This window comes from Pantoea anthophila (assembly GCF_026104315.1).
Taxonomy (GTDB): Bacteria; Pseudomonadota; Gammaproteobacteria; order Enterobacterales; family Enterobacteriaceae; genus Pantoea; species Pantoea anthophila.
The window spans coordinates 3,070,158-3,095,732 of the sequence record NZ_CP110473.1 but is presented as its reverse complement, the minus strand read 5'-3'; the positions used below and the strand labels follow the sequence as shown (position 1 = coordinate 3,095,732).

The following is a 25,575-nucleotide window of genomic DNA, read 5'->3' as shown; positions in this document are numbered from 1 at the left end:
AAAAAAGGAAACCCGCATGGATATCAATCATTACCCGCAAATCAATCCGCCACAGCGTCTGCTGATGGGACCCGGCCCGATCAACGCCGATCCGCGCGTGCTGCGCGCCATGTCGAGTCAGCTGCTGGGGCAGTACGACCCCGCGATGACCCACTACATGAACGAAGTGATGGCGCTCTATCGCGGCGTATTTCGCACCGAAAACCGCTGGACGCTGCTGGTTGATGGCACCTCCCGCGCCGGTATCGAAGCGATTCTGCTCTCCGCTATCCGGCCTGGTGATAAGGTGCTGGTGCCGGTGTTTGGCCGCTTCGGCCATCTGCTGTGCGAGATCGCCCGCCGCTGCCGGGCAGACGTCCACACCATCGAAGTGCCGTGGGGCGAGGTCTTTACCCCCGATCAGATTGAAGAGGCGATTAAAAAAGTGCGGCCACGCCTGCTGCTCACGGTGCAGGGCGACACCTCCACCACCATGCTGCAGCCGCTGGCGCAGCTGGGTGCCATCTGTAAGCAGTATGGCGTGCTGTTCTACACCGATGCTACCGCGTCGCTGGCGGGTAACGCGCTGGAAACGGATGCCTGGGGACTGGATGCCGTCTCGGCGGGGATGCAGAAATGTCTGGGCGGGCCTTCCGGCACCTCGCCGATCACCCTGAGCGCAGAGATGGCCGCGGTGATCCGCAAACGTAAATGCGTGGAGCAGGGGATCCGCACCGAGGCGCATCAGGATGGCGAGGAGGAGATGATCTACTCCAACTATTTCGATCTCGGCATGATCATGGATTACTGGGGGCCGGAGCGACTCAATCACCATACCGAAGCGACCAGCGCGCTGTTTGGCGCGCGCGAATGTGCCCGCCTGATCCTGCAGGAGGGGCTGGACAACGGCATCGCCCGTCACAAACTGCATGGTGAAGCGATGCTGAAGGGGATTCAGGGAATGGGGCTGGAAACCTTCGGCGACCTGAAAAACAAAATGAACAACGTGCTGGGCGTGATGATCCCGTCAGGCGTAAACGGCGACCAGGTGCGCAAGCTGATGCTGGAGGATTTCGGCATTGAGATCGGCACCTCGTTTGGCCCACTGCATGGCAAGGTCTGGCGCATCGGCACCATGGGCTACAACGCGCGTAAAGATTGCGTGCTGCAGACGCTGGCCGCGCTGGAAACGGTGCTGACTCACCTGGGGTATCGCACGCCGCAGGGCGCGGGAGCTCAGGCCGCCTGGGATCACTACGGGAGCCAGGCATGATGATGAGCGCCAGCGAAGCCCTCGCTGCTGCACAGCGCGTCATGGCGCGCTGTGATGCGCTGGCAGCGATTAGCGAAACGACGGAGGGCCTGACCCGCGTCTATCTGTCGCCGGAACATCTGCGCGCCAACGCCTGCGTAGGGGTGTGGATGCAGGCGGCGGGGATGACGGTCTGGCAGGATGAAGTCGGCAATATCTGTGGCCGCTACGAGGCAGCTGAAGCAGGGGCGCCCGCGCTGCTGCTCGGTTCGCATCTCGACACGGTACGTAACGCCGGTCGCTACGACGGAATGCTGGGCGTGCTCAGCGCCATCGAAACCGTACAGTGGCTTCATGAGCACCAGTGCCGTCTGCCGCTGGCGATAGAGGTGATCGGTTTCGGTGATGAAGAGGGAACCCGCTTTGGCATCACGCTGCTTGGCAGCCGCGGTATTACCGGCAGCTGGCCGCAAAGCTGGGTGACCCATCCCGATGGCAACGGCATTACCGTGGCGCAGGCGATGGCGGATGTCGGGCTCGACAGTGCGCAAATCGGCGCGGCGGCCCGACGGATAGAGGATATCGTCGGCTATCTTGAACTGCACATTGAGCAGGGCCCCTGCCTGGAGCAGGAGGATCTGGCGCTGGGCGTGGTCACGGCGATCAATGGGGCACGTCGTCTTCACTGCCGTTTTACCGGTGAAGCGGGCCATGCCGGCACGGTGCCGATGACCCACCGCAAAGATGCGCTGGCCGCAGCCGCCGAGTGGATGGTGTTTATTGAGCAGACCACCCGTGAGCAGGATCCGCAGCTGGTCGCCACCGTCGGCACCCTCAGCTGTGCTCCGGGGGCGGTGAATGTCATCCCTGGCGAGGTGTCGCTGTCGCTGGATGTGCGCGGTCCGCTCGATCATCCGCTGGAGACCCTGCTCTTCACGCTGTTAACCCAGGCCGAAGCGATTGCGCTGCGGCGTGGAGTGCAGTTTACGTCGAACGAATTTTATCGCATCGGGGCCACCGCCTGTGACTCGGCGCTGCAGCAGGCGCTGAGCCATGCGGTCGAAACGGTGCAGGGGCGCAGCCTGTCGCTGCCAAGCGGAGCCGGACATGACGCCATCGCCATTGCTGAACGCTGGCCGGTCGGTATGCTGTTTGTGCGAAACCATCGCGGCATCAGCCATCATCCGGCCGAGTCTGTCGCGGTGCAGGATGTGGCACCGGCGCTGCAGGCCTATCTGCAGGCGGTCACGCTGATCGCCGGACGGAGCTGAAAATGGAATTAACGACGTTTAATCAGCTGCCGACCGACGAGGCGCTGGCGGCTATCCGGCATTGTGTGGCGATCCCGCACTGGCAGCAGTCGCTGGTGGCCGCTCGTCCGTTTGCCACCACAGACGCGCTGCTGATCCGCGCCGACACGCTGGCCCGCCAGTGGCAGCAGCCCGATCTGGCCGCGGCGCTGTCGGCGCATCCGCGCATCGGCGAACGCGCGCGGGGCGCAGACAAAGAGGCGACGCTGTCGCGCGGCGAGCAGTCCGCCATGCAGCAGGCCGATCATGCCCTGCAACAGGCGATGCAGCAGGGTAATCAGGCCTATGAGGCGCGCTTTGGCCGGGTCTTTCTGATTCGCGCGAAAGGGCGCAGCGGCGAGGAGATGCTGGCAGCGTTGCAGCGCCGGCTGCAGAATGACGATCAGGCTGAACAGCAGGAGGCGCTGGATCAGCTGCGTGAAATCACACTGTTACGCCTCAGGGAGACGATTCAATGAGTACCGTTACCACGCATATTCTCGACACGGCGCTGGGAAGACCGGCCAGTGGGGTAGCCATCTCGCTGGAGCAGAACAGCCCGGAGGGGTGGTTTCCCGTCTCTCAGGGTGAAACGGACAGCGACGGACGACTGAAAGATCTGACCCCGGAGCCGCTGACGCCGGGGCACTACCGCCTGACCGCTGAAATCGGCGACTATTTTGCTGCCGCCGGTCGGGATGCGCTCTACGTCAGCGCGCAGATCGATTTCATGATTGCCGAGGCGGGCAGCCATTTCCATCTGCCGTTTCTGATTTCCCCCTGGTCCTGGTCAACCTACCGCGGCAGCTGAGCCGCCCGTTTACAGCGAAAAGCGATCCGCATCCTGCCAGGCCGGGAAGCGTTCGCGGTAAGCGTGCAGCGCCTCCAGCGACAGCGTCGCATCCAGGCGGGCGCGCTGATGTGGCTCCGCCGCACTCAGAATCTCGCCCTGCGGCGAAATAATCTGGCTGTCGCCGCTGTAGTGATGCTGATTGCCATCACTGCCGACGCGGTTGCAGCCTGCGACATACGCCTGATTCTCAATCGCCCGCGCTAACAGCAGCGCCTGCCAGTGTAAGGCGCGAGGCGCTGGCCAGTTGGCGACATAGAGCGCCAGATCGTAGTCGTTGCGGTTGCGGGAGAAGACCGGGAAGCGCAGGTCGTAACAGATCTGTGGCAGGATGCGCCAGCCGCGCCATGCCACCACCTGACGCGCTTCGCCGGGCTGATAGTGGTGATGTTCATCCGCCATGCGAAACAGATGCCGCTTGTCATACTGGTGCAGCGTGCCATCCGGCTCCACCAGCAGGAAACGGTTCACCGCGCCGTTTTCGGTCTGGATCGCCGCGCTGCCGCCCACCAGCGCATCGCTGCGGCGGGCATGCTGATGCAGCCACTCCACCACCCGCGCCTGCGGCAGCGAGCTTTTCGCAGCCTCCATCGCAAAGCCGGTGGTAAACATCTCGGGCAGGATAATCAGATCGCGTCCGGTGAGTCCGGCCAGCTGTTCGTCAAAATGGCGCAGGTTGGCTTCGCCATCCATCCAGCTCAGCGTCTCCTGCAAAAGCGTGATTTTTAAAGCTGACATAAGCGCTCCGCGGCAGCATCTAACGTCGCCGGCTGTTTAGCAAAACAGAGGCGGATCAGTTTATGAGGAAAGGGATCGGCGCAGAACACCGACAGAGGAATCGCGGCGACGCCCACTTCGCGGGTCAGCCACTGGCAGAAACTGACATCATCCAGATCGGAGATCGCGCTGTAATCCACCAGCAAAAAGTAGGTGCCCTGGCACGGTAAAACCCTGAAGCGGCTGTGACGCAGTGCATTCGCCAGCCGATCGCGGCGGTCGCGATAGAAGGCGGGCAGGGCCTGATAGTGTTCCGGATGCTCACGCAGCATATCGGCAATTGCCAGCTGCGCCGGGGTATTGACCGAGAAGGTCAGATACTGATGCACCTTACGCAGTTCAGCGCTGATCGCCGTCGGGGCAATGCAGTAGCCCACCTTCCAGCCGGTCATGTGAAAGGTTTTGCCAAACGACGACACCGCGATGGCGCGCTGACGCAGGTCAGGATGGGCAAGCACGCTGGCGTGGCCCGCTTCATCAAAACAGATATGCTCGTAAACTTCATCGCTCAGCACGTAGACCGGTCGCGCAGCAATCGCCTGCCACAGCGCGGCAAAATCCTGCTGCTGCCAGACGGTGGCTGACGGGTTGTGCGGGGTGTTCAGGATAACCAGCCGGGTTTTATCACTCAGCAGCCCGGCAAACGCCTGCCAGTCTGGCCGGAAGGCGGGCGGCTGCAGGGCAATGCGTTTCATGACGCCGCCCGAGAGCGTGACCGCCGGGGCATAGCTGTCGTAGCTGGGATCAAAGCAGATCACCTCATCGCCCGGACGCACCAGCGCGGTAATCGCCGCATAGAGCGCTTCGGTAGCGCCCGCCGTCACCGTAATCTCCGTTTCCACATCAGGCTGATAGTCATAAAGCCGCGCGGTTTTCTCCGCGATCGCCTGACGCAGCGGCAGCGCCCCGGTCATCGGCGCGTACTGGTTCGCGCCCTGGCTGACGTGATAGGCGAGCCGCTGCTGCAGATAGTCCGGGCCGCTGAAATCGGGGAAGCCCTGAGAGAGGTTGATGGCATTATGCTGCTGCGCCAGCGCACTCATCTGGCTGAAAATAGTGGTGCCGAGCGCCGGAAGTTTGCTCTCGGGGATCAGGTTGTGCTGCGTCATGATGTCAGGCCTTAAGCGCGAAGAGAGAAGCGGGGTCACCCGGGGTTTGTGCCACTATAAACAGGATGGTAGTATTTGGCAATCAAGACGCTTAGACGTCTAAATGCTTTATGCTCCGCGCGTCAGCGGCGTTGGCCGCGCTTGCTTACCCGGGTCACTTACTCATGTAAGCTCCCCGGGATAAGCACGCTTGCCGCCTTGCTGACACACGGATCATTTCGCCTTTAACTGCTTTATGCTTCGCGCAACAGCGGCGCTGGCAGCGCCTGCTTACGTGGTATCACCTTTCACCGCAAGGAACCTTTATGTCGCAGAGTCATCCGTTAGATCAGCTGGTTGCCGCCTGTCACTGGATAGGCATGAAAGGCTGGGCTCCGGCCACCGGCGGGAATATGTCGGTTCGCCGCGACGGGCATGTCTGCCTGCTGAGCGAATCGGGCAAAGATAAGGGCACGCTGACGCGTGATGACTTTATCGAGGTCGATATCGCCACCAGCCAGTCGCTGTCGGGTCGTAAGCCCTCGGCAGAAACCGGCCTGCACACGCTGATCTATCGCCTCTTTCCTGAAGCGGGCGCCGTGCTGCACACCCATACGGTCAATGCCACGGTGCTGTCGCGGGTGGAGCAGGGCGCGGCGCTGCTGCTGCACGGGTATGAGATGCAAAAATCGCTAAGCGGTCAGCATACCCATCTGGAGACGGTGGCGATCCCCGTGTTCGACAACAGTCAGGATATCGTGGCGCTGGCGTCAGAGATTGAAGATTACGCCGCCCGCTTTCCGCTGCGTTACGGCTTCCTGCTGCGCGGCCACGGCCTGACCTGCTGGGGCGAAGATGTCAGCGAAGCGCGCCGCCATCTGGAAGGTCTGGAATTTTTATTTGAATGTGAACGTCAACGTCGCCTGCTGGAGAAAGCATGATCCGCGCCATTGTTACTGATATTGAAGGCACCACCAGCGATATTCGCTTTGTGCACAACATCCTGTTCCCCTATGCCCGTCAGCATCTGGCGGACTTTCTGCGAGAGCATCAGCATCAGCCAGAGGTCGCGGCGGCGCTGCAGTCGGTGCGGGAAGAAGCGGGGCAGCCGCAGGCCGATCTGGCAGCGGTCATCGCGATCCTGTCCGATTTTATGGATCAGGATCGCAAATCCACCGGGCTGAAAGCGCTGCAGGGCATGATCTGGCGTGATGGCTATCTTAATGGCAGTTTTACCGGCCATCTCTATCCCGATGTGCTACCTGCGTTACGCCGCTGGCAGGCGCAGGGCATTGAACTCTATGTATATTCCTCCGGTTCGGTTGCGGCGCAGAAATTGTTATTTGGCTACAGCGACGAAGGTGATATTACTGACATCTTCAGCGGCTACTTTGATACGCACGTCGGCGCCAAACGCGAGGTGACAGCCTATCGCACGATCGCCGCTGAGATCGGGCAGCCAGCGGAGCAGCTGCTGTTCCTCTCTGATATTCGTCAGGAGCTGGATGCCGCCGCGGAGGCGGGCTGGCAGACGATACAGTTACTGCGTGGCGAGGCGGACAGCGAGAGCCGTCATCGTCAGGTGACCGATTTTTCCCAGATTAACCCGGAGTCGATTTAGCATGAGCGCACTGACGATTTTTACTGACCGCGAAGCGAGCCAGCCGGTCTGGCACAGTACCGAAGCAGAGGCGATTCGGGAACGCCTGAACGCGAAAGGGGTGCGTTTTGAACGCTGGGAAGCCGATCGCGATCTGGGTGAGAACCCGGATGCGGAAACGGTCATTAAGGCCTATCAGCATGCGATTGATCGGCTGGTGGCTGAGAAGGGCTATCAGAGCTGGGACGTGATCAGTATGCGCGCCGATAATCCGCAGAAAACGGTGCTGCGTGAGAAGTTTCTTTCCGAGCATACGCACGGCGAAGATGAGGTGCGTTTCTTTGTCGAGGGGGCCGGGCTGTTCTGTCTGCATCTTGACGGTGAGATCCTGCAGATCCTCTGCGAAAAGAACGATCTGATCTCGGTGCCTGCGGGCACGCCCCACTGGTTTGATATGGGATCGTCACCGCACTTCACGGCGATCCGTATTTTCGACAACCAGGAAGGCTGGGTGGCGCACTTCACCGGCGATAAAATCGCCGATGCCTATCCGCGTCTGGCCTGATCGGCCCACGGCCGGAAAGGGGTTTGCGGTGAGCCTCTGCGCTGCCGCAAACCCCTGATATCGCTTACTGCGGCTGGAAGATGCCGCTCTGCACCTGGTCAGGCGTGACCACCCCCGTGTCGAGTATCCAGCCGCTGATCAGGGCGGCTGGCGTCACATCGAACGCCGGATTGAAGACCCTGGCCGTTTCCGGTGCCCACTGCACGCTGCCAAAACTGCCCGCCACGCCCGTGACTTCGCTGGCGGCGCGCTGCTCTATCGGGATGGCGGCGCCATCCGGGCAGTGACGATCCAGCGTAGTATGGGGAGCCGCGACGTAGAACGGAATCTGGTGATAGTGGGCCAGCACCGCCAGGCTGTAGGTGCCGATTTTATTGGCCACGTCACCGTTGGCGGCAATGCGGTCGGCACCGACCCAGACCGCATCCACCTCGCCGCGCGCCATCAGGCTGGCGGCCATGGAATCGGTGATCAGGGTATAGGGGATCGCCAGTTCGCCCAGCTCCCACGCGGTTAACCGGCCGCCCTGCAACAGCGGTCGGGTTTCATCCACCCAGACATTTTTGATCCACCCCTGCTGATGCGCACGGGCAATCACGCCCAGCGCGGTGCCCACGCCCGCGGTGGCCAGCCCGCCGGTATTGCAGTGGGTGAGCAGCTGGCTGCCCGGTTTGATCCGCGTGCAACCGGCTTCAGCAATCGCATCACAGAGCTGTTTATCCTCCTGCACCAGCCGCCAGGCTTCGTCCGTCAGCGCAGTGACAAACGCCGGCTGGGCCAGCGCCACTTTCATCCGGTCAAGATTGTTCATCAGATTAACGGCGGTTGGCCGGGCGGCACGCAGATGTTCCAGCGCCTGTGCCAGTTCAGCGCGGGTCTGCCCCTGTTCAGCCAGCAGCGCCAGCAGCAGTGAGGCAGAGAGGCCAATCAGCGGCGCACCGCGCACCCGCAGCGCATGAATATGGTCAATCAGCTGCGTGACGCTGTGTGCGGGCAGCCAGTTCTTTTGCTGCGGCAGCGCCTGCTGATCCAGAATCCAGAGCTGATTGTCACGAACCTGTAAGCTGGTGGTTTTAAGTGTCTGCATTGTGGGTGAAATCCATGTTGCGTTAATGATGCGTATTGTGCCAACATGCTGAACGGATGTATAGACGTCTGAACGGCTTATTACACCTGGGTTATCCGCCTTCGATTGATGAGGAACAGGCAATGTCGCAATACCGTACCTTTACTGCTGCTGATGCTGTTGAGTATGCCCGGCAATTTGGCGGCGTGGACGATCCTGCCGCGCTCTGCAGCGCTGAAGAGATTGGTGATGGCAACCTTAATCTGGTGTTCAAAGTTTATGACGATCAGGGCCGGAGCCGGGTGGTGGTCAAGCAGGCATTGCCCTATGTGCGTTGCGTCGGGGAGTCCTGGCCGCTGACGCTGGATCGGGCGAGGCTGGAAGCGCAGACCCTGGTCGAGCACTATAAATATTGTCCGCAGCATACGGTGCAGGTGACGCATTATGATGCGGAGCTGGCGGTGATGGTGATGGAGGATCTCTCCAGCCACCGTATCTGGCGCGGCGAGCTGGTGAAGGGCGCTTACTACCCGGAAGCCGCAGCGCAGTTAGGCGTTTATCTGGCACAGACCCTGTTTCATACCTCCGATTTCGTTCTGCATCCGCATCAGAAAAAGGCGGAAGTGGCGCGTTTCATTAATCCGGAAATGTGTGAAATCACTGAAGATCTCTTCTTTAACGATCCCTACACCGATCATGAGCGTAACAGCTACCCTGATGCGCTTGAGCCGCTGGTGGCCAGCCTGCGCAACGACGATGCGCTGCGCATTGCCGTCGGCGGGCTGAAGCATCGCTTTTTTGCGCATGCCGAAGCGCTGCTGCATGGCGATATTCATAGCGGCTCGATTTTCGTGGCTGACGGCAGCCTGAAGGCAATTGATGCGGAGTTCGGTTACTTTGGCCCGATTGGGTTTGATGTCGGAACGGCGATTGGCAACCTGCTGATTAACTACTGCGCGCTGCCGGGGCTGCTGGCTCCGCGTGAGGCAGCCGATGCGCGCGAGCAGCGGCTGAGTGATGTCCATCGTCTCTGGTCGACGTTTGCTTCGTATTTTCTGGCGCTGGCGGCAGAGAAAACCCGCGATGAGGCGTTGTCCTGGCCCGGCTATGCGGCGGCGTTTCTGCGCAAGGTCTGGGCTGACACCATCGGTTACTGCGGCACCGAACTGATTCGGCGCACGGTGGGGATGTCCCACGTGGCGGATATGAAGCTGATTGCCGATCCGGCGATGCGCACAGACTGCATTGGTAACGCGATTAATTTAGGACGTACGCTGATTCTGGCTGCCGATCACGTGGAAGATGTGGATGCGCTGATTGCCCGCATCCGCCAGGCGGGATAAAAAAGGCCGACATGATGTCGGCCTTTAAAACAGAGCTGGCTCAGGAAGCATAAGTTCAGCACCCGGTGCGGCCATCACACCGGCCTGAACGCTACGCCGCCTCGCTGGTGCGCGACGCAGGCTGAGGCGCTTTCTCCGCCACCGGCACCGCCAGTGCATCTGCCTCAAACTCATCCACGTTGATGGAGCGCAGACGGCTGGCTTCAGCACGCTGCAACACCTCTGCTTCCTTCGCATCGATCCAGCCCTGCTCCAGCGCACGCTTCGCCAGCGCATCCAGACGGGTGAAGGAGAGATGCTGCTTTGTCTGTTTGCACAGGCGGTCATAAATCACTTCGGCTGCCATCACCTCCTGCAGCGCCTGTTCCATCTGACCGGCGGGGTTATTCTCGCCCGGCGTCAGATAGATGCCCCGGCCCAGACGGCTGCGGGTCGCTGACGGCTGTTGCAGCAGTTTTGCCAGCTGGTGATCCAGACGATCAGATGGGGCAGGGCAGTGATGTCCGCCCGCAAAGATAGCCATGCGTAAGGCACCCGCGACCAGCCGGTTCGGGAAGTTGCGCAGCAGATCGTCCATCGCGACCTCCGCCTGATGCAGGGCATCCTGCACGCCCCAGTGAACCAGCGGCAGATCGGCTTCATTACGGCCTTCATCGTCATAGCGTTTCAGGGTGGCTGAGGCAAGATAGAGCTGGCTCAGCACATCGCCCAGGCGCGCCGAGATGCGCTCGCGGCGTTTCAGACTGCCGCCCAGTACCGCCATTGATACATCTGAGAGCAACGCCAGGTTGGCACTGATGCGGTTCAGATGCTGATAGTAGCGACGGGTGGCATCGCGGGTCGGGCTGGCACTGGTGCGTCCGGCGGTGAATCCCAGCCATAGGCTGCGCACGGTGCTGCTGCCGACGTGACCGATGTGACTGAACAGGGCATCATCAAAGGCATTAACATCGTTGCTGGCGGCGGCGGCCATCTCCTGCAGAACATACGGATGGCAGCGGATCGCTCCCTGACCAAAGATAATCATGCTGCGGGTCAGGATATTCGCGCCTTCCACCGTGATGGCGATGGGGGCACCCTGATAGGCGCGTGCCAGGAAGTTACTGTTACCCAGCATAATGCCTTTGCCGCCTGCAATGTCCATGGCGTCAATAATGGCGCGCTGGCCGCGGTGGGTGCAGTGATATTTCACAATTGCTGACAGCACCGCCGGTTTTTCACCCTGCATAATCCCGGCGGTTATCAGCGTGGCCGCGGCGTCCATCACATAGGCGTTACCGGCAATGCGCGCCAGCGGCTCTTCAATCCCTTCCATCTTACCGATAGAGAGCCGGAACTGACGACGGATGTGCGCGTAAGCGCCGGTTGCCAGCGCCACACTCTTAAGGCTGCCGGTTGAGTTGGAGGGCAGCGTAATGCCACGGCCCACCGACAGACACTCCACCAGCATCCGCCAGCCCTGTCCGGCCATTTCCGGGCCACCGATGATGAAGTCAATCGGCACAAAGATATCCTTGCCGCGCGTCGGCCCGTTCTGGAACGGCACGTTGAGCGGGAAGTGGCGATGACCAATCTCCACGCCCGGCGTGCTGGTCGGGATCAGGGCACAGGTGATGCCCGGGCTGGCGTTATCGCCCAGCAGATGATCCGGGTCGGTCAGTTTAAAGGCCAGGCCGAGCACAGTCGCGATCGGGGCCAGAGTGATGTAACGCTTGTTCCAGGTCAGCCGCATGCCCAGCACCTGCTCACCCTGCCACTCACCCATGCAGACCACACCGGTATCCGGGATCGCACCCGCATCTGACCCCGCTTCCGGACTGGTCAGCGCAAAGCAGGGGATCTCTTCACCGCGCGCCAGTCGCGGCAGATAGTGATTTTTCTGCGCTTCGGTACCGTAATGCTGCAGCAGTTCGCCCGGACCCAGTGAATTAGGTACACCCACCGTGATCGCCAGAATCCCGGAGACGCCCGCCAGTTTCTGCAGAACACAGGCCTGCGCATAGGCGGAGAAGGCCAGTCCGCCATACTCTTTTTTAATGATCATCGCGAAGAAACGATGCTCTTTCAGGTAGGCCCAGAGTTCCGGCGGCAGGTCAGCCATCTCATGGGTAATCCGGAAATCGTTCGCCAGGCGGCACGCCTCTTCAACCGGGCCGTCAAGGAAAGCCTGCTCTTCCGGCGTCAGGCGTGGCTGCGGGTAGTTATGCAGCTTCTGCCAGTCCGGCTTGCCCTGAAACAGATCGCCTTCCCACCAGGTGGTGCCCGCATCAATCGCTTCTTTCTCGGTGCGGGACATCGGCGGCATCACCTGCTGGAAGCGCTTTAACATCGGCTGTGAAAAGAGTCTGCGACGCAGCGACGGCAGGTTGAACGGCAGCAGCAGGATCGCCAGCGGCAGCAGGAGCCACGGCGTCCAGAGATGCGCGACCGCCATCGCGGCGGTCCACAGCAGCAGGATCGCGCTGGCGGTCCGCAGTGACAGGCGGTGATAGAAGAGGGCGCCAATCAGCGCCACCGTGGCAAGTATCGAAACAACCATCATAGTGAACCACTCCGCAAGTAGTAAGAGGTCTGACCTGTTATGTAGAGAGGTTTAGAGCAGCCGGGCGGATTTATCAATTTGTTTACATCGCAATTACAACCTGCCTCACAAAAACGGATTTTTGCCGTTTTATTCGACAACCGGTGTCGGAATCCACATCGCTACCGCCGGGTCAGGCGTGGCATGAAGCTTTGCGCTGACCGGCCATTCCGTTAAACTTGCTGCGATTAACCTCTTCTTATAAAGGACATCCCTATGTACCAGGACATCATCCGCTCTGAGCTTAATGAAGCTGCTGATACGCTGAATAAATTCCTCAGCGATGACGCCAATATTCATGCGATCCAACGTGCTGCGGTCCTGCTGGCTGACAGCTTCAAGGCGGGTGGCAAGGTGCTTTCCTGCGGTAACGGCGGCTCCCATTGTGATGCGATGCATTTCGCCGAAGAGCTGACCGGCCGCTATCGTGAAAATCGTCCTGGCTATCCGGCGATTGCCATCTCTGACGTCAGCCATCTCTCCTGTGTCAGTAATGACTTTGGCTACGACTACGTCTTCTCACGCTATGTGGAAGCGGTGGGGCGTCCGGGCGACGTGCTGCTGGGCCTCTCAACGTCGGGCAACTCTGCCAATATCATTAAAGCGGTTGAAGCCGCCCGTGCGCAGGGGATGAAAGTGATCACCCTGACCGGCAAAGATGGCGGTAAGATGGCAGGCAGTGCCGATATTGAGATCCGGGTGCCACACTTTGGTTATGCCGATCGCATTCAGGAGATTCACATCAAGGTGATCCACATCCTGATGCTGCTGGTCGAAAAAGAGATGGTGAAGTAACTGCGCTGGCCTCCTGTCTGACGGGGGGCCGCTTAATCAGAGGCGGTGGCTATGTGCGAATTGCTCGGGATGAGCGCCAATGTTCCCACGGATATCTGTTTCAGCTTTACCGGACTGGTTCAGCGGGGCGGGGGAACCGGGCCTCACAAAGATGGCTGGGGCATTACCTTTTACGAAGATAAAGGCTGCCGTACGTTTAAAGATCCGCTGCCGAGTTTTAACTCTCCGATTGCGCGTCTGGTGCAGGAATACCCGATCAAGTCGCATTCGGTGGTGGCGCACATCCGTCAGGCAAATCGCGGGCAGGTGTCGCTGGAGAATACCCATCCGTTCACCCGCGAGCTGTGGGGCCGCAACTGGACCTACGCGCACAACGGGCAGCTGAAGGGCTATAAGCAGCTGGAGACCGGCACATTCCGGCCGGTGGGGGAAACGGACAGTGAAAAGGCGTTCTGCTGGATCCTGCATCAGCTGGCGACACGCTATCCGCGCACGCCGGGCAACTGGCCAGCGGTGTTCCGCTTCATTGGCGAGCTGGCCACCGCGCTGCGGCAGAAGGGGGTATTTAACATGCTGCTGTCAGACGGACGTTATCTGATGGCCTTCTGCTCGACCAACCTTTTCTGGATCACCCGTCGCGCCCCGTTTGGCCGGGCACAGCTGCTCGATCAGGATGTGGAAGTTGATTTTCAGCAGCACACCACGCCGCATGACGTGGTGACGGTGATTGCAACGCAGCCTCTGACGGCCAATGAAACCTGGCAGCGGATTGCGCCAGGTGAATGGGCGTTATTCTGCCTTGGAGAGCGCCAGGAATGAACGGGAAGCGGCTTCGGGACTGGCTAAAACCGGTGCCGGGCTGCTGTTCATCACATATTTCCCGCTGGCGACATTGACCATCGGCGGCTGGTGATACTTCGCAAAGTAAGCGTATCCCGGCTGCAGCTGCTGCCAGAAGCTGGCATAGGTGGAGTAGCGGTGACGCTGCATGTTGCTGTCGGTCATGCGGAACGGATAGATGCTGATGCTGACATCCTGCTGGCCGTTTCGCAGCGCGGCATTCACATAGGTAAAAATCTCATCCATATAGGCGTTGGTCATGGCATAGCAGCCAATCGACTTACAGTCGCCATGGATCATCAGGTAGTTACCGCTGTAGCCCTGATTGCGATCGTACTGATTCGGGAAGCCGATGTTGATGGCGCGATAAAAGCGACTGTCGGGCTTCAGCTGATTCAGCTTCACGTTGTAAAAACCTTCCGGGCTTTTGAAATCGCCTTCACGGCGTTTCGGGCCGAGGCCGCCAGAAAAGTTGCAGATGCGGTAGGTATCCAGCAGGCGATATTCGTTACCGATTTTGCCGTAGAGTTCGAGCGTGCGTTCTTCCTTGAAGATCTGGATGTAGACCGGCGTGCCGAGTAACTGCTTCTTTAATTCTTTGCTGACCGGTGCCGCTGACTGAACGGGTTCGGGTGTCATTGCCATGCTGAGGGCTGGCAGTAAAATCATCGCAAACAGGAGTGCGATTTTGCCCATGCTGTGTATACCTTGAGGTGAAGAGAACATGACACAAATTTTGCGTCTTTGTTGGCATTATCGGAACTATCCGCTACCGCAGCGCAACATTAAACATTGTCTGTTTTTTTAGCAAGACGGCGTCGGCCAAATTCGCGATTTACTGAAGGTTATTCGGCCAGAAATTTGTAAACTTTATTCGCCCGGGCAACAAATATTGCAGTTACCCCTGTCAGCTGTATACTTATCCAGTGCCGGAGGGGGGTATGCGTAAAATCATTCATGTCGATATGGACTGTTTCTATGCCGCAGTGGAGATGCGTGACAATCCCCAGCTGCGCGACATCCCGATCGCCATCGGTGGCAGCCGCGAACGTCGCGGGGTCATCAGCACCGCCAACTATCCGGCCCGCAAATTTGGCGTGCGCAGCGCAATGCCGACCGGCATGGCCCTGAAGCTATGCCCGCATCTGCGCCTTCTGCCAGGCCGTTTCGACGCCTATAAGGAAGCCTCCGCGCAGATCCGCGAAATCTTTTCCCGTTACACCCCGCTGATTGAACCGCTCTCGCTGGATGAAGCCTATCTGGATGTGACCGACAGCCCGCACTGCCACGGCTCGGCCACGCTGATGGCGCAGGCGATCCGCGCCACGATTTACCGTGAAACCGGGCTGACCGCCTCGGCCGGCATCGCCCCGATCAAGTTTCTGGCCAAGATCGCCTCCGACCTGAATAAGCCGGACGGGCAGTGTGTTATCACCCCGGCAGAGATGCCTGACTTTTTACTGACGCTGCCACTGGCGAAGATCCCCGGCGTAGGCAAAGTCTCCGCAAAGAAGCTCGAAGAGATGGGGCTGGTGACCTGTGGCGACGTGCAGAAGGCCGATTTAGCCCAGCTGCTGAAGCGCTTTGGCAAGTTTGGCCGGGTGGTGTGGGAGCGCAGCCACGGCATTGATGAGCGGGGCGTGATCGTTGAGCGCGAGCGTAAATCGCTGGGGGTCGAACGTACGCTGGCGGAAGATATCAGCGACTGGGAGGCCTGCCTGGAGATCATCGATTTTCTCTATGCCGAACTCGACCGCCGGCTGACGCAGATCCGACCCGACAGACAGGTGGCGCGTCAGGGCGTCAAACTGAAGTTCAGTGATTTTCAGCAGACCACCCAGGAGCATATCTGGCCGGTGCTGAATAAAGAGGACATGATCGCCATCGCCCGCAAGACCTGGGATGAGCGCCGCGCCGGGCGCGGTGTGCGGCTGGTGGGACTGCACGTGACGATGGTGGATCCCCAGCTGGAACGTCAGCTCCTGCTGGGTTTATAAGTCAGCCTCACCCTCCGGCAGGGCTGACGCCAGATTACTTCTTATATTTCGCGGCCAGGGTGGCAAACCACGGCGCGACAAAATCCTCATTGCTGCCCCAGCCCGGAATGATTTTGTTCAGCGAGGCGACGTTCACCGCGCCAGGCTGGCTGTTCAGCTGCTGCTGAGAGATTGACGCCGCTTTAAACTGATACGTCGCTGGTGTCTCTTCACCGGCAATCTTCTTCGCCACCAGCCGCATATTGACCGCGCCAATGGTTTTAGGATCGACCGCCACCGTCTGCACCCACGGGCTGTTTTTCTCACGCATCAGCTGCAAATCCTGGTTCGAGACATCGATGCTATAGAGCTTGATCTGGGTCCGGCCATTCTCCTGCAGCGCCTTGTAAGCCCCCTGGCTGAACGCATCCCAGGCTCCCCAGATCGCGTCGATTTTGCCTTTCGGGTATTTCGCCAGAATCGCACCAATCTTGTTGGCGGTGTCGCCCTGCACGTCAGTTGAAACGGCCCCAATCGACTCCAGCTGATGAATGCCCGGATTCTCTTTCAGCAGTTTTTCATACACCACCTGACGGCGCTCCATCGGCGGGAAACCGGCGACCCACAGCTTGACGATATTCGCCTTGCCGTGGAAATCGTTGATCAGCTGGCCCAGCGACAGCTGCGCCAGCGAGGCATCATCCTGAGCGGTAACGGTGACGCCGGGAATCGGGCTCTCCACCGGGGTATCAAACACCGACAGTTTGATGCCCGCATCGGCAATCCGCTTCACCAGCCCGCTGGCGTAGGGTGCCTTACCGTGCGACAGCACGATGCCGTCATACTTCTGGCTGATCGCCTGATTAACGAAATCCTGGAAGCGCGCGTCGTCGCCGTTGCTGAGGAAGGTGCTGACCTTAAAGCCAAGCTGGCGACCCTGCTGAATAGCACCGGCAACAAACTGGGTGGTGTTGTCATCGGAGCCGAGATTGCGGATCACCGCAATGCGGATGGGGCCGTCATGACCCGCGATGGCCGCAGGCACCGGGGTGACGGTCTCCGCGAAGGCGGCGCTGGCGTTCAGCAGGCTCAGGGCCAGCAGCGAGAGCGTTATTTTTTGCATTGTTATCAACTCCGGTAGACGCGCCTCAGCGGCGCTGGATATAGGTGATCGCCAGTGCTAAAGCCAGCACCAGCCCTTTGATGATGTCCATGGCGTAGTAGGGCACAGAGAGCATGACCAGGCCGTTCTGCAGCACGCCCAGGATCACCGCGCCGACCAGCGTGCCGAGCGCATTTGGCTTGCCGGAGCCCGCCAGTGAGAAGCCTATCCATGCCGCCGCGACCGCGTCCATCAGGTAGCCGCTGCCGGCATTGACCTGGGATGAACCGATGCGCGAGGCGAGCAGAATGCCGCCCAGGCCCGCCAGCAGGGAGGCGATGACGTAAGCCAGTACCCGGTAGCGGGTGGTGCGGATGCCGGAGAGGCGCGCCGCTTCCGGATTGCCGCCCAGCGCATACATCCGGCGACCATGTTTGGTCAGGGAGAGCGCCAGCTGTGCCGCGACGGTCACCACCAGCATGATGATGACAATGGTCGGCACCTGACCGAGCAGGCCAAACGCCGCCGGAATGGTGCCTTCCGCCATATCACCGCTCGGCAGCACCATGTTCTCGGTGATCGACCCGCCAAAGCTGTAGGTCATTGCCACCCCCTGAATCACGAACAGCGTCGCCAGCGTCGCCAGCATGTCGGGGATGCGCAGGATCACAATCAGGAAGGCGTTGAACAGCCCGACCAGCGTGCAGAGCGCCAGGGTGATCAGAATCGCGGTGGTAGTGCCAAAGCCGTACCAGACAAACAGCGAAATCACCAGCGCGTTAGCCAGCGAGGCGGTCGAGCCGACCGACAGATCAAAGCCGCCGACGGTCAGGGAAATAGAGACGCCAACGGCAATGACCGTCACAATCGCAATCGAACGCAGAATGTTGATGATGTTATTGGGTTCAAGGAAGCTGTCGGAAGCCAGCCCAAAAGCGGCGATCAGGATCACCACCGTGAGCAGCATGCCCCATTTATAGAGAAAGTCGAATAGCTGGTGATGCCACGGGGTGGCGGTCAGTTTCAGATGGGTCTCTTTGCTGCTCACGCAGGGGTTCCTCCGGTGGAATAGAGCAAAAGCGTCTCTTCGGTGACGTCGTCTGCAGCCAGTTCAGCCACAATGCGTCCATCCCAGAGCACGCAAATCCGGTCGCATAAGCCGACCAGTTCAGAAAATTCACCCGACGCGTAGATAATCCCTTTCCCTTCCCGCGCCAGGCTGTCGATGAGGGTAAACAGTTCGGTTTTGGCTTTGATATCGACGCCTTTGGTCGGCTCATCGAAAATCAGCACGTCGGCGTTATTGCGCAGCCATTTGCCGATCGCCACTTTCTGCTGATTGCCGCCCGACAGGCGGCGCAGCGTCTGAGCCGGACCGGTGGTGCGCACCTGCAGCTGCCGGATAATCTGCTCGGCCCAGCGCCACGCCTGGCGATGACCAAACAGGCTCCAGCGCGAAAAGCTGTCATCCGCGCTGACGCTGAGGTTCATCGCGACCGACTCATCAATAAAGATCCCCTCTTTGCGCCGCTCCTCCGGCACCAGCGCCATGCGACGGCTGACCGAATCGTGCGGCGAGCGGGGCTGCCACGGCTGACCGTGCAGTTCACCCCGGCTGACGCGACTTTGTGTGGCGCCGAACAGGGCTTTGCAGAGTTCGGTTTTCCCCGCGCCGGCCAGGCCGGCAATGCCCAGAATCTCCCCTTTATGCAGGCGCAGCGAGATAGCCTGCAGCCGCTGCGCATCGTGAAGTCCCTCCACCGCCAGCAGCAGCGGCTGCGCCTGCTGTGGACGACGCGGCGGGAAGATGTCGGTCAGCTGATGACCCAGCATCTTCTCAACAATCTGCTCTCCGCTCAGCGCGGCCATCGGGCCGGTTTCAATCAGGCGGCCGTCGCGCAGCACCGTCAGACGATCACAGATGGCTTTCAGTTCATGGATGCGGTGAGAGATAAAGACCACGCCGATGCCGCTGGCCTGCAGGCGACGCACCACGGCAAACAGTCGCTCACTTTCATGCTGGTCCAGCGGGGCGGTGGGTTCGTCCAGTATCAGGAAGCGGCAGTGGTGCGACAGCGCCCGCGCTAACAGAATCTGCTGCTTTTCCGCCAGCGTGCAGCGCTCCACCAGCCGGTTAACATCCAGCGCCACATCGAGCTGAGCCAGCAGCGCCCGCGCCTGACGGCGGATCTCTCCCCAGCGATAGCGGTGACCCGGCTCGGCCAGACGGTCCAGCAGGATGTTTTCCGCCACGCTGAGCTGCGGCACCAGCGCCACATCCACTTCCTGCTGAACCAGATGAATGCCCAGCTGCTTAGCCTCGCGCGGTGTGCGAATGGAGACCGGCTGGCCATCAAGCAGGATCTCGCCGCTGTAGTGGCTGTGCGCGCCGGACAGGATCGCCATCAGCGTGGATTTGCCCGCTCCGTTCGCACCGGTGAGCGCATGAACCGAATGGCCTTCACTGCGGAAATCCACCGACGATAGCGCGGCAAACCCGCCAAAAGCGATGGAGATGTTACGCATCTCAAGGCAGTTTAACCCTGGCATGTGATGACTCTCCTGAAGAATGAGTGGCCGCATTTTTTCCTGAACCTTCAGGCGCGGCAACAGCCGAAAGCGCATAAGCTAGCACGAAATCTTATTAGCCATCCAGACATCCGGACATAATGGCGGCTATAACCAGCGAAGCGCGGGAACGTGGCGGAATAGCGGGGGAAAACGAAAAGAAGGCAGCGAATTATGCTGGGGGAAAGTGGCAGGCATAAAAAAACCAGGCCGGAGCCTGGTTCATTTTTCTGACGACCGGATTACTTTTCTGGCACCACATTCAGCAGGGTGGTCAGCAGTTTCCAGTAAAGGCCAACGCTTTCAATATGCACCTGCTCATCAGGCGAGTGCGGCCCGGTGATGGTCGGCCCAATCGACACCATATCCATGTTCGGGTAAGGCTTCTTGAACAGACCACACTCCAGACCGGCATGGATCACCTGAATGTTCGGCGTCTTGTCGAACAGGGCGATGTAGGTCTGACGGGTCAGCGCCATGATGGCGGAGTCCGCATCCGGCTGCCAGCCAGGATAGCCGCCTTTCGCTTTGGTCTGCGCACCGGCCAGCTGGCCCAGCGAGGTCAGCATCTGCACCACATAATCGCGGCCCGTGTCGATCAGCGAGCGGATCAGGCAGTTGATCTCGGCGTGATCCTCTTCCATCGTCACCACACCGATATTCAGTGACGTCTCAACCACGCCTTTCGCCACGTCTGAATTGCGGATCACGCCGTTTGGCGTGCTGTTCAGCAGGTTCAGGAAGCGATCGCGGCTGTCAGCGCTCAGGGCGGCACCCTGATGCGCCAGCGGCTCGGTGACCAGGGCGATGTTCGGCTCTTTGATACCGTGCTCGTTCTGGATGGCGCTCAGGAACTGCGCCGCCGCCGATTTCAGCGCATCCGCTTTGTGACTTTCAACCGCAACGGTCGCAAAGGCTTCACGCGGAATGGCGTTGCGCAGTGTGCCGCCGGTGAAGGTCAGCAGACGCAGATCCAGTTCAGCCGCGTGGGCCGCCAGGAAGCGCGCCAGCAGCTTGTTGGCGTTGCCGAGGCCCATGTGAATATCGGCGCCGGAGTGACCGCCACGCAGCCCTTTCAGCGTCAGCTTCAGGGTCTGGAACTCAGCAGGCACGGCCTCACGGGTCAGCGGCAGGGAGGAGACGAAGTCGATACCGCCCGCGCAGCCCATGTAGATCTCACCTTCCTCTTCAGAGTCGGTGTTGATCAGGATTTCGGCCTGCAGCCAGTTGGGCTGAAGACCGAATGCGCCATCCATGCCGGTCTCTTCGGTCATGGTCAGCAGCACTTCCAGCGGGCCGTGCGTCAGGCTGTTGTCAGCCAGCACCGCCAGCGCTGAGGCCATTCCGATGCCGTTATCAGCACCCAGCGTCGTGCCGCGCGCTTTGACCCACTCGCCATCAATCCACGGCTGAATCGGGTCTTTGGTAAAGTCATGCACGGTGTCGTTATTCTTCTGCGGCACCATATCGAGGTGCGCCTGCAGCGCGACCGGGGTCCGGTTTTCCATGCCAGCGGTGGCGGGCTTGCGAATCAGGATGTTGCCGACCTGATCGCGCTCACACCAGAAGCCCTGCTCTTTAGCCCAGCCGGTGATGTAGCTCGCCAGCGCTTCTTCGTGAAAAGAGGGGTGAGGAATAGAGCAGATCTTAGCGAAAATATCCCACAGCGGCTGTGGAGAGAGTTGAGACAATTCAGACACGACAGGTCTCCTGTGTCAGTGTACCGGCGAGGCCGGACATCGCGAGTTTCCAGTGAAAAATCGCCGTCAGAGAATCTGACGAGCCAGGCCCGAGAATATCACTGTTTTTCACCGGGTGCGCTCCCGGACGCGCTAAAAAGCCGCAACCAGCGCGCGGGTGCTGGTTTTTAGCGCGTCAACTCCTTATAATCTCGCGCAACCTTTTCCCCGTTGCACATTTTTAAGCCACTTCGGTTGGCTGGGATTTCTATTCTATGAGCGAAAAATACGTCGTCACCTGGGACATGCTTCAGATTCATGCCCGTAAACTCGCCCAGCGTCTGCTGCCTGTTGAACAGTGGAAAGGCATCATCGCGGTGAGCCGTGGCGGTCTGGTACCGGCTTCGCTGCTGGCACGTGAACTGGGTATCCGCTATGTCGATACCGTCTGCATCTCCAGCTATGACCACGATCATCAGCGTGAAATGAAAGTGCTGAAGCGCGCAGAAGGCGACGGTGAAGGCTTCATCGTGATCGATGACCTGGTGGACACCGGCGGAACGGCGCAGGCGATTCGTGAGATGTACCCGAAAGCGCGTTTCTGCACCATTTTCGCAAAACCGGCAGGTCGCTCGCTGGTTGACGATTACATCGTCGATATCCCGCAGGATACCTGGATCGAGCAGCCGTGGGATATGGGCGTGGTCTACATCCCGCCGATTGTAAAAAGCTGATTGCGATATCCTCACGTCACAACGCCCGGTTTTCCGGGCGTTGTGCTTTCTGAGCCTCGCACCCCGAATTGCCGTACAGTACACTTAGCCATCGCCGTTTCTGTTGCAGGAGAAGTGAGAATGACGAGCAAAAACCTTAGCGAGGAGCTGTTCAAACCCCGCTTCAAACATCCTGAAACCTCTTCCCTGGTGCGTCGTCAGCATCATGCCACCCCGGATGTGCACTCCACGCTGGACGGAGAGAGCCAGCGGGGCTGGTATCGGATGCTGAATAAGCTGATGTGGACATGGCGCGGCCTGACGCCGCAGGAGATCAGCGAAGTGCTGGCCCGTATCGCCATCAGCAAGGTTGAGCATACCGATGAGACGCTGCTCGATACGGTGATCGGTTTTCGCAGCGGCAACTGGCATTTCGAGTGGTGCAGACAGGCGGGGATCTGGCAGCAGAAGGCGCTGGAATCTGGCGACGACAGTGAGGCAGGCGACTTCTGGCTACATGCGGCGCACCTTTACAGCGTCGCCGCCTATCCCTACATAAAAGGGGATGAGCTGGCCGATCAGGCACAGACGCTGGCCAATCGCGCCTATGAAGAGGCGACGCAGCGCCTGCCCGGTGAACTTAAGACCCTGACCTTCGCCATCGCGGGCGGCAGCCCGGTCACCGGCTTTCTGCACATGCCGCCGGGCGTCGAAGCCCCTTATCCCACCGTGCTGTTCTGCGGCGCGCTCGACTCGTTACAGAGCGATCATTACCGTCTTTTCCATGATTATCTGGCGCCTCGCGGCATCGCGATGCTGACCATTGATGTGCCATCCGTGGGTAACTCGGTGAAATGGACGCTGAATCAGGACACCAGCTTCCTGCATCAGCAGGTGCTGCGTGAACTGACCACTGTGCCCTGGGTCGATCATACGCGTGTGGCGGCGTTTGGTTACCGCTTTGGTGCCAACGTGGCCGTTCGGCTGGCCTATCTTGAATCGCAGCGGCTGCGGGGCGTTGCCTGTCTGGGGCCGATTGTACACGCGCTGCTGACGCAGACGGCGCTGCAGGATAAGATCCCGGATATGTACATGGACATGCTGGCGAGCCGTCTCGGCATGGCCACCGCCTCTGACAGCGCACTGCGCACCGAACTCAATCGCTATTCGCTGAAAACTCAGGGACTGCTGGGACGTCGCACGCCCACGCCGATGCTTTCGGGCTACTGGCAAAACGACCTCTTCAGCCCGGAGGAGGAGAGCAGGCTGATCGCCCGCTCCTCATCGGACGGGAAAGCCCTGCTGATTCCGGTGAAGCCGGTGATGGCCAGTTTCGACAAAGCGCTGAATGAGATTTGCGACTGGCTGGAGAAGCGTTTAAAAAGGTAACTGGCAAAATTTTCACTGTTTGCTACAACTAGTAGCGGAATTTTTCCGGGCTGCCCGGAAATCAGGGCTGTATAGCGGTCAAAACCAATGGAGAATCAGCATGACGTTACCAAGTGGTCATCCCCGCAGTCGCCTGCTTAAGCGTTTTACCGAGCTTGGACCTTATATTCGCGATGGGAAATGTGGCGAAACCCGTTTCTTCTTCGACTGCCTGGCTGCCTGCGTTAATGTGAAACCCGCACCGGAACTGCGTGAGTTCTGGGGCTGGTGGATGGAACTGGAAGCGCAGGCTGACCACTTTACCTATGTCTACCACATCGGCCTGTTCGATAAAGAGGGTGACTGGTCGGTGGCAACCATCAAGGGCAAAGAGAACACGGCGCGCGTGGAGGAGACCTTACGTAACTTCCATACCCGTCTGAAGGCGATGCTGAAGGAGTTAGATCTGGACCTTATTCCGGCCAGCGACTTCGATGAGAAACCGGTGAAGCTGAGCGCCTGAGTCAGCGGAAAAGGGCGGCCTGACCTCGTCGTCAGCGTGCTGAGAAGCCTGAAGCAGAGTGAAACTGGCCGCGATAACGAAACCTGATGCGCAGGGAACCGGGTCAGAAAAGGAAAGCGTCCCGCGCCAGGGACGGCGCGGGCCGAGCGGCCAGGGATTGGCTTAAGCGACTTTCCGTTCTGACCCGGTTCCCTGAGCGGGCTCGATCTCACCGCAGCCTGAGTCAGATTGATTAACAACAAAAGGGCGAGTGAAAACTCGCCCTTTTTTTATGCTGTGATCGGCGTGCCGCCTCCCGGCGCCACAACCGCCACATCAGAACTGGTAAGTCATCCCCACCGCGACGATGTCATCGTTGTTGAGCGACAGCGCGTTGTCATCATCCAGCTGGTTGATTTTGTAATCCACGAAGGCCGACATATTTTTGTTGAAGTAATAGGTCGCACCGACGTCGATATATTTCACCAGATCCACATCGCCGATACCGTTTTCGATATCTTTGCCTTTGGTCTGCACATAGCCAATAGACGGACGCAGGCCGAAATCGAACTGATACTGCGCCACCAGTTCGATGTTCTGCGCTTTGTTGGCTGCGCCCGCAACGGAGGCACCCGTGTTGCGGTTGGTGCCGCTGATGGGCGTCATGTTGCGGGTGTCGGTGTAGATCGCCGCCAGGTAGACGCTGTTGGCATCATACTTCACGCCTGCGCCCCAGGAGTCGGCACGGTCACCGCCGCCATAGGCGCGCGCCTGCTGCTGGTTGGTACGGTCAGAGGAGGTGATGGCACTCATCAGGCTCACGCCGCTATCACCCAGCGCATAGCCCAGTGAGGCGCCGTAACCGTCGCCGTTCTGACGGTTAATATCGGTGCGGCTGTTGGCGCTGGTGGCGTCGTTTTTGCCCTGATACTGCAGCGCAAATTTCAGTCCATCCACCAGACCAAAGAAGTTGTTATTACGGTAAGTGGCGACGCCGGTGGCGCGCTGAGTCATGAAGTTATCTGAACGGGCCGTGCCGTCACCGCCAAATTCCGGGAATACGTCGGTCCAGGCCTCAACGTCATACAGCACACCGTAGTTGCGGCCATAGTCCACCGAACCGTACTGCGAAAATTTCAGACCGGCAAAACCGAGGCGGGTTTTATTGCCATTGTTGGCGTCGCTGCCTTCGGAATTATTGACGTTGTACTGATATTCCCACTGACCATAACCGGTCATCAGGTCATTAATCTGTGTCTGACCTTTAAAGCCGATACGGGTATAGGACTTGTCACCATCTGCGCTGGCGTTATCGCTGAAGTAATGTTCCGCTTTCACTTTGCCGTATAGGTCCAGCTTGTTGCCATCTTTGTTATAGATTTCGGCAGCCTGCGCGGCAGAAGCCAGCATCAGCGTAGAGAGGAGCATGGCCAGTGTGCTTTTCTTCATTTGCTATCAATCCCAATGTGAGCGCCGTGTGAACGCCGTAAAAAAATGAAAGTTTTTGTAAAGCACCGACTTTTTACCCGTCAGAGATGAACTTTTTATGACGCTTTTCCTGATTTCTTGTTAACGGTGAACTTTTGGTCTACGCCCCTGTCCGCCTAATTTCGTGCTTTTCCCCCGCTGGCTGTTGGCTTCC

At 59.5% G+C, this 25,575-nt stretch carries 24 protein-coding genes; 14 read left to right on the top strand and 10 right to left on the bottom strand.

The window, feature by feature from the left end; all coding sequences use genetic code 11:
- The first annotated feature begins 16 nt into the window (after positions 1-16).
- Genes OJ965_RS17040 through uraH form a run of 4 tightly spaced genes read left to right on the top strand, consistent with a single transcriptional unit; the run spans position 17 to position 3,331 of the window.
- Complete coding sequence (locus tag OJ965_RS17040) at positions 17-1,252, top strand: pyridoxal-phosphate-dependent aminotransferase family protein (protein WP_009091916.1); 1,236 nt, start codon at positions 17-19, stop codon at positions 1,250-1,252.
- Entirely contained in the window at positions 1,249-2,502 is a 1,254-nt protein-coding gene (gene hpxK / locus OJ965_RS17035) for an allantoate amidohydrolase (protein ID WP_265137186.1), read from the top strand. Before OJ965_RS17040 ends, hpxK begins: the two co-directional genes overlap by 4 nt.
- Positions 2,503-2,504: 2 nt before the next feature.
- Positions 2,505-2,999, top strand: coding sequence for a 2-oxo-4-hydroxy-4-carboxy-5-ureidoimidazoline decarboxylase (gene uraD, locus OJ965_RS17030; RefSeq protein ID WP_265137185.1), 495 nt, complete (start codon positions 2,505-2,507; stop codon positions 2,997-2,999).
- Positions 2,996-3,331 (top strand): hydroxyisourate hydrolase, encoded by a 336-nt coding sequence (uraH, locus tag OJ965_RS17025; RefSeq protein WP_265137184.1) that lies wholly within the window; start codon positions 2,996-2,998, stop codon positions 3,329-3,331. Before uraD ends, uraH begins: the two co-directional genes overlap by 4 nt.
- 9 nt (positions 3,332-3,340) lie before the next feature.
- On the opposite strand, the gene OJ965_RS17020 is transcribed toward uraH, so the two are convergent.
- Both OJ965_RS17020 and OJ965_RS17015 read right to left on the bottom strand, forming a co-directional pair.
- A complete protein-coding gene (locus tag OJ965_RS17020; RefSeq protein ID WP_167431205.1) occupies positions 3,341-4,108 on the bottom strand; it encodes an amidohydrolase in 768 nt (255 codons plus the stop codon).
- Positions 4,096-5,256: a pyridoxal phosphate-dependent aminotransferase gene (locus OJ965_RS17015; protein WP_265137183.1), complete on the bottom strand. Its 1,161-nt coding sequence runs from the start codon at positions 5,254-5,256 to the stop codon at positions 4,096-4,098. Before OJ965_RS17015 ends, OJ965_RS17020 begins: the two co-directional genes overlap by 13 nt.
- 305 nt (positions 5,257-5,561) lie before the next feature.
- On the opposite strand from OJ965_RS17015, the gene OJ965_RS17010 reads away from it, so the two are divergent.
- The 3 genes from OJ965_RS17010 to OJ965_RS17000 are packed head-to-tail and all read left to right on the top strand — an operon-like array spanning position 5,562 to position 7,400.
- Positions 5,562-6,176, top strand: coding sequence for a methylthioribulose 1-phosphate dehydratase (locus OJ965_RS17010; RefSeq protein ID WP_150029321.1), 615 nt, complete (start codon positions 5,562-5,564; stop codon positions 6,174-6,176).
- The gene (gene mtnC / locus OJ965_RS17005; RefSeq protein WP_009091909.1) at positions 6,173-6,856 is read left to right on the top strand and encodes an acireductone synthase; all 684 of its coding nucleotides are present in this window, start codon (positions 6,173-6,175) and stop codon (positions 6,854-6,856) included. Before OJ965_RS17010 ends, mtnC begins: the two co-directional genes overlap by 4 nt.
- A 1-nt stretch (position 6,857) precedes the next feature.
- Complete coding sequence (locus OJ965_RS17000) at positions 6,858-7,400, top strand: 1,2-dihydroxy-3-keto-5-methylthiopentene dioxygenase (RefSeq protein ID WP_009091908.1); 543 nt, start codon at positions 6,858-6,860, stop codon at positions 7,398-7,400.
- Positions 7,401-7,464: 64 nt separating this feature from the next.
- Here the strand turns inward: OJ965_RS17000 and mtnA are convergent, their stop codons facing one another.
- The gene (gene mtnA, locus OJ965_RS16995; protein WP_265137182.1) at positions 7,465-8,487 is read right to left on the bottom strand and encodes an S-methyl-5-thioribose-1-phosphate isomerase; all 1,023 of its coding nucleotides are present in this window, start codon (positions 8,485-8,487) and stop codon (positions 7,465-7,467) included.
- A gap of 122 nt (positions 8,488-8,609) precedes the next feature.
- Here mtnA and mtnK point away from each other — a divergent pair, with 122 nt between their 5' ends.
- Positions 8,610-9,809 carry an S-methyl-5-thioribose kinase gene (gene mtnK / locus OJ965_RS16990; RefSeq protein ID WP_265137181.1) on the top strand — a complete coding sequence of 400 codons (1,200 nt, stop codon included), beginning with the start codon at positions 8,610-8,612 and terminating at the stop codon, positions 9,807-9,809.
- A gap of 91 nt (positions 9,810-9,900) precedes the next feature.
- Here the strand turns inward: mtnK and fadE are convergent, their stop codons facing one another.
- Positions 9,901-12,351, bottom strand: a complete 2,451-nt coding sequence (fadE, locus tag OJ965_RS16985; RefSeq protein WP_265137180.1) for an acyl-CoA dehydrogenase FadE — start codon at positions 12,349-12,351, stop codon at positions 9,901-9,903.
- Positions 12,352-12,606: 255 nt separating this feature from the next.
- Between fadE and lpcA the strand changes: the two genes are divergently transcribed.
- Both lpcA and OJ965_RS16975 read left to right on the top strand, forming a co-directional pair.
- Entirely contained in the window at positions 12,607-13,185 is a 579-nt protein-coding gene (gene lpcA / locus OJ965_RS16980) for a D-sedoheptulose 7-phosphate isomerase (protein ID WP_009091904.1), read from the top strand.
- Positions 13,186-13,236: 51 nt separating this feature from the next.
- Entirely contained in the window at positions 13,237-14,004 is a 768-nt protein-coding gene (locus tag OJ965_RS16975; protein ID WP_009091903.1) for a class II glutamine amidotransferase, read from the top strand.
- Here the strand turns inward: OJ965_RS16975 and dpaA are convergent.
- Positions 13,975-14,721 carry a peptidoglycan meso-diaminopimelic acid protein amidase gene (gene dpaA, locus OJ965_RS16970; protein WP_046101303.1) on the bottom strand — a complete coding sequence of 249 codons (747 nt, stop codon included), beginning with the start codon at positions 14,719-14,721 and terminating at the stop codon, positions 13,975-13,977. The two genes, OJ965_RS16975 and dpaA, sit on opposite strands and share 30 nt — an antisense overlap.
- 245 nt (positions 14,722-14,966) lie before the next feature.
- Here dpaA and dinB point away from each other — a divergent pair, with 245 nt between their 5' ends.
- Positions 14,967-16,022: a DNA polymerase IV gene (gene dinB / locus OJ965_RS16965; RefSeq protein WP_058956394.1), complete on the top strand. Its 1,056-nt coding sequence runs from the start codon at positions 14,967-14,969 to the stop codon at positions 16,020-16,022.
- A gap of 34 nt (positions 16,023-16,056) precedes the next feature.
- Here dinB and OJ965_RS16960 read toward each other — a convergent pair whose 3' ends face one another.
- The 4 genes from OJ965_RS16960 to pepD all read right to left on the bottom strand — a co-directional run bounded on the left by OJ965_RS16960 (position 16,057) and on the right by pepD (position 21,371).
- Positions 16,057-17,124, bottom strand: coding sequence for a sugar ABC transporter substrate-binding protein (locus OJ965_RS16960; RefSeq protein WP_265137179.1), 1,068 nt, complete (start codon positions 17,122-17,124; stop codon positions 16,057-16,059).
- A 25-nt stretch (positions 17,125-17,149) separates the two neighbouring features.
- Positions 17,150-18,151 carry an ABC transporter permease gene (locus tag OJ965_RS16955; protein WP_009091899.1) on the bottom strand — a complete coding sequence of 334 codons (1,002 nt, stop codon included), beginning with the start codon at positions 18,149-18,151 and terminating at the stop codon, positions 17,150-17,152.
- The gene (locus tag OJ965_RS16950) at positions 18,148-19,653 is read right to left on the bottom strand and encodes a sugar ABC transporter ATP-binding protein (protein WP_265137178.1); all 1,506 of its coding nucleotides are present in this window, start codon (positions 19,651-19,653) and stop codon (positions 18,148-18,150) included. Before OJ965_RS16950 ends, OJ965_RS16955 begins: the two co-directional genes overlap by 4 nt.
- A 260-nt stretch (positions 19,654-19,913) precedes the next feature.
- Positions 19,914-21,371, bottom strand: coding sequence for a beta-Ala-His dipeptidase (pepD, locus tag OJ965_RS16945; RefSeq protein WP_009091896.1), 1,458 nt, complete (start codon positions 21,369-21,371; stop codon positions 19,914-19,916).
- A 254-nt stretch (positions 21,372-21,625) separates the two neighbouring features.
- Here pepD and gpt point away from each other — a divergent pair, with 254 nt between their 5' ends.
- The 3 genes from gpt to crl all read left to right on the top strand — a co-directional run bounded on the left by gpt (position 21,626) and on the right by crl (position 23,954).
- Positions 21,626-22,084 (top strand): xanthine phosphoribosyltransferase, encoded by a 459-nt coding sequence (gpt, locus tag OJ965_RS16940; RefSeq protein WP_009091894.1) that lies wholly within the window; start codon positions 21,626-21,628, stop codon positions 22,082-22,084.
- A 120-nt stretch (positions 22,085-22,204) separates the two neighbouring features.
- The gene (gene frsA, locus OJ965_RS16935; RefSeq protein ID WP_265137177.1) at positions 22,205-23,452 is read left to right on the top strand and encodes an esterase FrsA; all 1,248 of its coding nucleotides are present in this window, start codon (positions 22,205-22,207) and stop codon (positions 23,450-23,452) included.
- Positions 23,453-23,552: 100 nt separating this feature from the next.
- Positions 23,553-23,954 (top strand): sigma factor-binding protein Crl, encoded by a 402-nt coding sequence (crl, locus tag OJ965_RS16930; protein ID WP_009091890.1) that lies wholly within the window; start codon positions 23,553-23,555, stop codon positions 23,952-23,954.
- 315 nt (positions 23,955-24,269) lie between these two features.
- On the opposite strand, the gene ompC is transcribed toward crl, so the two are convergent.
- Complete coding sequence (gene ompC, locus OJ965_RS16925) at positions 24,270-25,382, bottom strand: porin OmpC (RefSeq protein WP_009091888.1); 1,113 nt, start codon at positions 25,380-25,382, stop codon at positions 24,270-24,272.
- Positions 25,383-25,575 lie beyond the last annotated feature (193 nt).